The organism is Rhodococcus sp. ACPA1, assembly GCF_002300195.1.
Lineage (GTDB): Bacteria > Actinomycetota > Actinomycetes > Mycobacteriales > Mycobacteriaceae > Rhodococcus_F > Rhodococcus_F opacus.
Genome location: NZ_NSDX01000013.1, coordinates 365,315 through 372,830, shown reverse-complemented (window position 1 = coordinate 372,830; position 7,516 = coordinate 365,315). Strand labels below are relative to the sequence as shown.

General features: G+C 63.2%; 4 protein-coding genes. All 4 read right to left on the bottom strand.

The genetic code is table 11. The features are described from left to right. Positions 1 to 81 precede the first annotated feature (81 nt). The 4 genes from CJ177_RS42875 to CJ177_RS42860 all read right to left on the bottom strand — a co-directional run bounded on the left by CJ177_RS42875 (position 82) and on the right by CJ177_RS42860 (position 7,402). Entirely contained in the window at positions 82 to 3,384 is a 3,303-nt protein-coding gene (locus tag CJ177_RS42875; RefSeq protein WP_095870681.1) for a protein kinase, read from the bottom strand. A 1,064-nt stretch (positions 3,385 to 4,448) separates the two neighbouring features. Then, a complete protein-coding gene (locus CJ177_RS42870) occupies positions 4,449 to 5,510 on the bottom strand; it encodes an ABC transporter substrate-binding protein (RefSeq protein WP_179443427.1) in 1,062 nt (353 codons plus the stop codon). Between the two features lie 186 nt (positions 5,511 to 5,696). Then, complete coding sequence (locus CJ177_RS42865; protein ID WP_095870679.1) at positions 5,697 to 6,575, bottom strand: ABC transporter permease; 879 nt, start codon at positions 6,573 to 6,575, stop codon at positions 5,697 to 5,699. Further along, the gene (locus CJ177_RS42860) at positions 6,572 to 7,402 is read right to left on the bottom strand and encodes an ABC transporter ATP-binding protein (protein ID WP_095870678.1); all 831 of its coding nucleotides are present in this window, start codon (positions 7,400 to 7,402) and stop codon (positions 6,572 to 6,574) included. The genes CJ177_RS42865 and CJ177_RS42860 overlap by 4 nt, the downstream gene beginning before the upstream one ends. Between the last annotated feature and the right edge of the window lie 114 nt (positions 7,403 to 7,516).

The following is a 7,516-nucleotide window of genomic DNA, read 5'->3' as shown; positions in this document are numbered from 1 at the left end:
GCACTCGGTTTGCCAATCAAATTTCCTTACCGCAGGTCAGGGCGCACACATCAAGGACGATTCGCTGACACAGGACAACTGTCAATTCGGGTGTTCTTGAGCTTGTTCGACCACCCAGGCCGCAATTTGTGCTCGAGACGTGAATCCCAGTTTCGCCAGGACGTGTTCCACATGGCCTTGGGCAGTGCGCGGTGAGATTACGAGTTGTGCGGCGATCTCCCTGTTTGTCAGGCCTCGTGCGACGAGAGCGGCGACCTGCTGCTCACGCTTAGTCAGCACTGGCGGAGCGACGACGCGTGCCGGTGCAGCCGATGATTCCTCCAGGGCAAACGAGATGGCGGATTCGAAGCTCATCGCGTCACCTTCCCGGGTAGCTGCGGAGAAGGCCCGAGAACCCAGTCCCTGACGCGTAACGTGCTCGCATTCGTCGTGAGAGCCGGTCAAGTTCGGGATCTGGACGACGGAGGTCCCCACTTGTCGCCGCAACGCCGCGGCAGCTGCCATGAGAACGGCAGCACGGTGGAAATGGTTCTCGCTGGCCGCGATCCAGGCGAGTACTTCAAGGCACCAGGTGGCCCCGGTGGGGTCATCAGACCGTCGTGCTAGCTTGAGCCCCTCCCGTAGCAGCATCACTGCACGGTCGCGGTCGCCCTCCCGCCACACGACGAGTCCGAGGGTCCACGAGGAACGGCCCCGCGACGCAGATTCACCGTGCGTTTGTGCAATTCGAATCGCCTCTTCAAGACAGTCGATGGCCTGTTTCGGTTGCCCGAGTATTTGGTGTGCCAGCCCGAGCCCATGCAACGTCATGATCTGCAGCATGAGGTCATCGTCGCGGCGAAATTCGCGCATTGCCTCGGACAGAAAGGTGACTGCGTCTTCTGGATTGCCGCGGTGAAGCGCCAGGTACCCGTCGGCGCGTTGTATGAGGGCACGATCTCGTGTTGTTCCCAGGCTGTCGGCGATCGCCCGGCCTTCGTCGAGCAGTGCAATTGCCCGCTGCAGGTCTTTCTGTCTCGTCGCGAGGATACCGGCTGCGTAGAGCCCCTTGATACGCAGCGCAGCAGTAGGTTGGTCGCCGTCGCAGGTCAGTGCGCGCTCGAGCCAATGTCGGCCTTCTGTAAGTAGACCTCGGGAGAACCAGAACGGGAAGAGCGCGGTGGCCATCTCCAACCCCGCCTGGGCGCCGTCCGGGGTCGACAGGCTGAACTCGAGCGCCTCTCGCAGATTCGGGTGCTCCCGGTCGAGACGTGCGAGCCAATCGAGTTGGCGCGGACTGATCCATTCGTTCTCCGCATCGAGCGCCATCTGTCGACACCAGTCCCGGTGCCGGCGTCGCAAGACCTGAAGTTGTCCGGCCTGCTGCAGCTTTGTTCGCCCGTAGTCGCGCAGTGTCTCGAGCATGCGGAAGCGGACCCTCGTGCCCGACTCTTCACGGATCAGAATCGACTTGTCCACGAGCGAGGTCACCTCGTCGAGCAGTTCACCCTCTCCACCGCGCGCAGTCACGAGCGATGCGGCGTCGAGCTCGAAGGTGCCCGCGAAGACCGACAGGCTGGCCCACAATTGTTGTTCGCCCGGGGTACACAGATCGTGGCTCCAGTCGATGCTCCACCGCAGAGTTTGCTGGCGGGTTGGTGCTCCTCGACTGCCGCGGGTGAGTAGTGCATACCGGTCGGTAAGGCCTTGCAGAATTTGGTCGAGGGTCATCGCCCGCAGCCGTGCGGCCGCCAACTCGATCGCAAGGGGCAATCCATCCAGGCGATAGCAGATTCGAGCGGCGGTGACGTGGTTGTCCTCGGTGAGTTCGAAGCCGGGGACGGCGCCAGCTGCCCGTTCGGCGAACAGGGTGAGTGCCTCATAGTGTGGTTGACCCCGCAGTGGCGGGTTGTGATTCGGATCCGGGACCGTCAATGGGGGCACTCTCAGCATGGCCTCTCCTCCGATGCCGAGAGGTTCACGGCTGGTGGCGAGGATCCGCAGACCCGGACACGACCGCAGCAACGCAACGCTCATCTCCGCTGCCGCATCGATCACTTGTTCGCAGTTGTCGAGTACCAGCAGCAACTCCCGCGTGGAGAGATACTCCACAAGGAACTGCAGTGGATCGGTTGCTTCGTGGTGCACGCCGAGTGCGGTGGCAACCACATGCGTGAGCCATTGTCCGTTCTGCAGGTCGCCGAGTTCCACCAGCCATACCCCGTCGGGGAAGGTGCGCCGCACCTTGTCCGCCACGTGGAGAGCGAGGCGGGTCTTACCCACCCCGCCGGTGCCGGTGAGGGTCACCAGCCGCGACACCGTTAGAAGTCTCTTTCCCTCGGTCAACTCGGCTCTGCGGCCGACGAAACTGGTCAGGTCCAGCGGAAGGTTGTCCTTCCGGCCTGAAACCGGGGGCTTGGCCGCCGACGGTGGGCGGTCAGTTCGGGGACCGGTGGTAATGGATACCGGCCGACGCTGGTCGTTACTGCCCTGTTGAGTGCCGGGTTCGGCACGCACTGTCATTGCGTCGATCTCGAACCCATGGTGTGCCTGGATTTGCTGCAGTCTTTCGCCGAACGACGCCGCGGACGGCCGGTCCGCTACAGTGCGGGACATTGCCTGTTCGATAGCGGCGCTCACCTCGTCGGCGAACCCGAGCGTACGCAGGTCCGGCACCGGCTGGGTGGTGATCCGGAGGAACTGGGCTATCACCTGCTCGCCGCTGTGCCGCTCGAATGCTGCGTGCCCGGTGAGGGTCGTGAACAGGGTGGCGCCAAGTCCGTAGACATCCGAGGCGGCGGTCGGGGAATCCCCACTGAGAACTTCCGGCGCAGTGAAGGCGGGGGAGCCGGTGACGGTGCCAGTGCTCGTCTTGAAGGCATCGGCGATGTGCGCGATGCCGAAATCCGCGAGGACTGGTTCGCCGTAGTCGGAGAGCAGGATGTTGGCCGGCTTGACGTCTCGGTGCACGATGCCGGCTCGGTGTGCGGTCTCGAGTCCGCCGGCCGTCTTCACCCCCAGTCGCAGCACTTCCTCCACTGTGAGTGGACCGTGCCGACGGATCCGGGTGTCGAGCGAGTCCTGCGGGTGGTAGGGCATCACCAGGTACGGTCGCCCGCTGTCGGTGGCGCCGACCTCGAGAACGCTCATGATGTTCGGGTGTCCTGTCAGCCGGCCCATCGCCCGCTGCTCTCGGAGGAACCGCGCCCGATTGTCGTTGTCCATATCGGTGGTGAGAACCTTCACTGCCACGGTCCGGTCCAGGGCGGGCTGGGTGCACCGGTAGACGACTCCGAATCCACCGCGTCCGACCTCGTGGACGTCGTCGAATCCAGCGGCGATCAGCTCGTCCACAATGAATGGAAGCACGTCGCGATATGTTCGGGAAGGGTCGTCGTCACTCATGAGCTACCTTGCTCTCTACCCCAGAACCGGAGAGCTAGACGGCCCACCGTCCTGAGGAGATGTGCTCTTGAGGATATCGCTGCTTCGTAAACCGGTGCCCCATCGGCTTGCTGTGCGGGGGACCTCGTGCCGTGTTGATCTCAAGGGCGAGAGATACTCCGCGCTTCTCCGGTTCGAGCCGCACAATGGTGGGCTCCTGGCGCACTCCGCGCTGGTCGTCACCGCAGGACGCCCGACAGGCAATCTGGCTGCTCGCTACCCGAGCGCCGTCGATGGCGGCGTGAATCTGATCATGGCCGCCCTCGTGAGTTGGTCGGGCGTGCGCAGCTGCCGATTTCCTCGTTCACTTTGGCGCGGCGGGGGTAGTCCGCCCTGCCAATGTTCAGCGGTTGAACACCACCCGAAAGGGTGGCGTCAGTGAGGCCGAAAATTGTTGAGCGCATCACCACGGCAGGCCCCGGATAGTGCCTTCTTTGCGTGATGTCAGCAGATGTTCGCGGAGTTGGATTACTTGCACGCAAACACTTTCGTGATCGTCCTGGCGCGCCGATTTGAGGGCACTGGCGTCCAGATGACGGGCGGACAGCGGCGGTCAAGGGAGGGCGGCTGCCGGAGCGAAGGTGGGCCGAGGTTGTGAATGCGGTCATGGCAGCGCTCGGTCGCGTCCGGGATACCTGCGCGGGCGATGAGTGCGTCAGCTTCTGGCGGTGCCTGAAAGACAGTCCGAGCGGAAGGTGCGCTCGGCATGGACTCGCCCGCGGAGGGCACGCGAATCGTCAATCGTCATGTCACACAGCGTGTTGCGCTTAGGGTGTACGGCATCTGAAGCAGGTGCGGATACCTCGAGGCAGGCAGGCCAGCTCGAGGTATCCGTCCGTGGCCATCGTCGCTATGGCCAGAATCTGCTTTCGGGTGCGCGTCCTACGCGCAGCTCACCTGACTCTTTCGGAGGATCGCGACTTCCTGTTCCGGTCCTCGATGAGGAATCTCTTCCTCGCGAGACTTGAACGATTCTTGCTGTAGTTCGCGCCGATAAGGTCCGCCCTGCGGTTTGGAGCCCACGGCTACGGAGTCGTCGCTGTGGTGGCGATGTCGGTGTCGATGGCGTCGTTGAGCACGTCCTCGCTGAGGTCGCTGCCCATGACGTCGTTCTGGAACTCCAGCGCTGCCTTCGCTGCGTTCTCGTCGATCACCGGGGTTGATGGCCACGAAGGGATGTTCGACTCGAACGCCGGTGCGTAGATTGTTGGGTCGATGTCACCCATCAGGGGTTGGGCGATCTTCGCGGCCGCGTCGGGGTTCTCATGGATGTCCCTCTGCGCGCGGGCGAGGGCGGTCGTGAAGCATTCGAGCACGTCGGCTTTCTGCGCGATGGTCCGTTCCGAGGCCATTGCGGTGATGTAGAGGTTGTTCGCGAGCGGCTTGTAGTCGCCGTTGGCGAGGTTGTACAGGTAGGCGCCCTCACCCTGCTGGATTGCGATATCCGATTGCGGCGAGGAGATGGCGATCGCGTCGAAACGGTCGCTGGTGAAACCGGAAACACTGCTGGCGCTGCTTCCCGTGGCAATGACTTCCATGTCATTGTCGGGATTCAGGCCTCCCGCCGCGGCGAGGTAGCGCACTACTTGGTCGCTACCGCTGCCTGAGCCGGTGACTCCGACGCGCAGACCTTTTAGGGCGCCGAGCCGCTCCGCGTCGGAACTGTCCTGAGTGATACCGAGTTTGTCCAGGATGTCCTTCTTGATGACCACATTGGTGCCGAGTTTTGTGACCTGTGCGAAAGACTGCACCGGAGCCCCTTCATGACTGGCTACGAAAACTTCGCCGGCTGTCACGAGGGCCACGTCGACGCTGCCACTGACTGCAGCGGCGACGATCCCCGAACCGGTGTGTACCTCGACGGACTCGGGGACGAGCCCCTCCTGCTCGAAGTAACCGGCCCCCTCTGCTACATAGAACGGCAGGTAAACGAAACTCGGTGAGGCCTTGGCGATCTTCACCGCCGCACCCTGACAGGTGCCGGCGGCGGCTGCACCGGGATTGGCTGCCTGCCCACCACCGCCGCCGCCAGCGCAGCCGGCAAGCAACATCACTGATGCGGCGCCGGCGACGGTGACCTTACGCACGCGGCTTCTGTTCATGACTTTCCTTCGATACGGGGCGCAGTACGCCATCGGTGGAGATCGCAAGTCCTGAAGCGGAGCAGGGCATGCGAATCAATGGGTCAGACTGGGCGAGGCTCGCTGGGGAGCCACCGTCACAGCCCAGGTGTGTCGGGCGATAGCCGCTGTTGGAAACGGGCCCCATGCAGCTCAGCTCGTCCGGCGGCCGGTGATCCTTTCCGACCAGTCGACCATGAAGTTGAGCAGCGTCCCGATCAGCATGAGGATGAACAATGCAGCGAAGGTGCCGGCCGTGTTGAAGGTGCCCGCCGCGCGGGCGAGGAGGAAGCCCAAACCCTTGTTCGAGGCCACGATCTCGCCGACCACGGCTCCAATCAACGCATAGGGCACGGCCAACCGTAGGCCGGTGTAGATCCAGGCCGCTGCGCTGGGGAGTACGACCTTCAAGAGCAAATCGCTTCGCTTGCCGCCCATCACTCGAACGACGTCTACGAGGTCTTTGTCGACATCCCGCACGCCGGCGTAGGTGTTGTAGAAGACCAGGAAGAAGCAGACGACTGCGGTCAGCACGACCTTGGAAGTGAGGTCGACACCGAACCAGAGGATGAACAGTGGAGCCAGGGCGACCTTCGGCAGCGAATAGATTGCTGTCACGATCGGGTCGAGCAATTGAGCAAGCCACTCGACGCGGCCCAGTACGAACCCGAGCGCGATTCCGCCGATGGATCCGAAGATCAGGCCGAGGGCCATTGCAGTCATGGTCGCCTGCAGGTGCACCAGAATCTCACCCGACGAGATCCAGCCCCAGAGCACCTCCCAGATGGCGGATGGTTTCGAAATCCAGAACTCGTCGACCCACCGACCCGAGACGAACTGCCAGATCACCAGGATCGCGACCACGATCCCGAGTCGCCCTAGCTGGACGGCGCCCAAGTGCAGCCAGCGACGGCTGCCGGAGCGGGGCTCGTCGAGCCACACGGTTTCCTCGCGCTGCGCCTTGTCGATTGCCATCGGCGACTCGGTCAGGCTGGTCGCCCCCGCGTCGACGGCATCCATGACATTTTTCATACCTCGTCACCTTCGTTCAGATCCTCGGACAGCACGGACCACAGATATTCGTTGAGCTCGCCGAATCGTGGGTCGAAGCGGAGCTTGGACAGATCGCGCGGACGCGGAAGATCGATCGGTACCTCAACCTTGACGCGCGAGGGTCTCGCGGACAGGACGACGACCCGATCGCCCAGGGCAACCGCTTCGGAGATGTCGTGGGTGATGAAGACGACCGTGTTCTTCGACGCGGCCCAGATGCGGAGCAGTTCTTGCTGCATGACCCCCCGCAGCTGTGCGTCTAGCGCACCGAACGGCTCGTCGGCAAAAATGACCTCGGGCTTGTAGGCCAGGGTCCGCGCGAGGGTCACGCGCTTGCGCATGCCGCCGGACAGCTCACCCGGGTAGGCCTTCTCGAATCCGGTGAGGCCGACGAGCTCGATCATTTCGCCAACCCGCTTGCCTGTGGCCTTCTTGTCCATCCCGCGGATCTGGAGTGGCAGAGCGATGTTGGCCGTCACCGTGCGCCACGGCATCAGGTTGTCCTTCTGCGTGATGTAGCCGACTTTGGTGTTCGGCTCCGCTACCGGGGCGCCGTCGTACAGCACCTTGCCGGCGGACGGGTGCATGAGGCCGGCGGACATGTTGAGCAGCGTCGATTTTCCGCAACCACTCGGGCCGACGACGCAGACGAACTCGCCCTCGTAGATGGTGAGATCGAGCCCCTCCATCACGGTGACAGGCTCACTCTTGCGGTGAAATCGCTTGCCTAAACGCTGGAACTCGATCTTGGGTCTGCTCGTGTGCGTCGCCACATGGGGCGTGACAGCGGTGCTTGTGTTCGGCATCTCTCGATCCCTACTCGTAGTGCTCGTTGAACGCGCCGTCCGGCGTAGCCAACGTTGGACATCTGGAGTGGGCGAACGTGGCGCCCATCACTCTGCTTTAGCCTTACATTACGG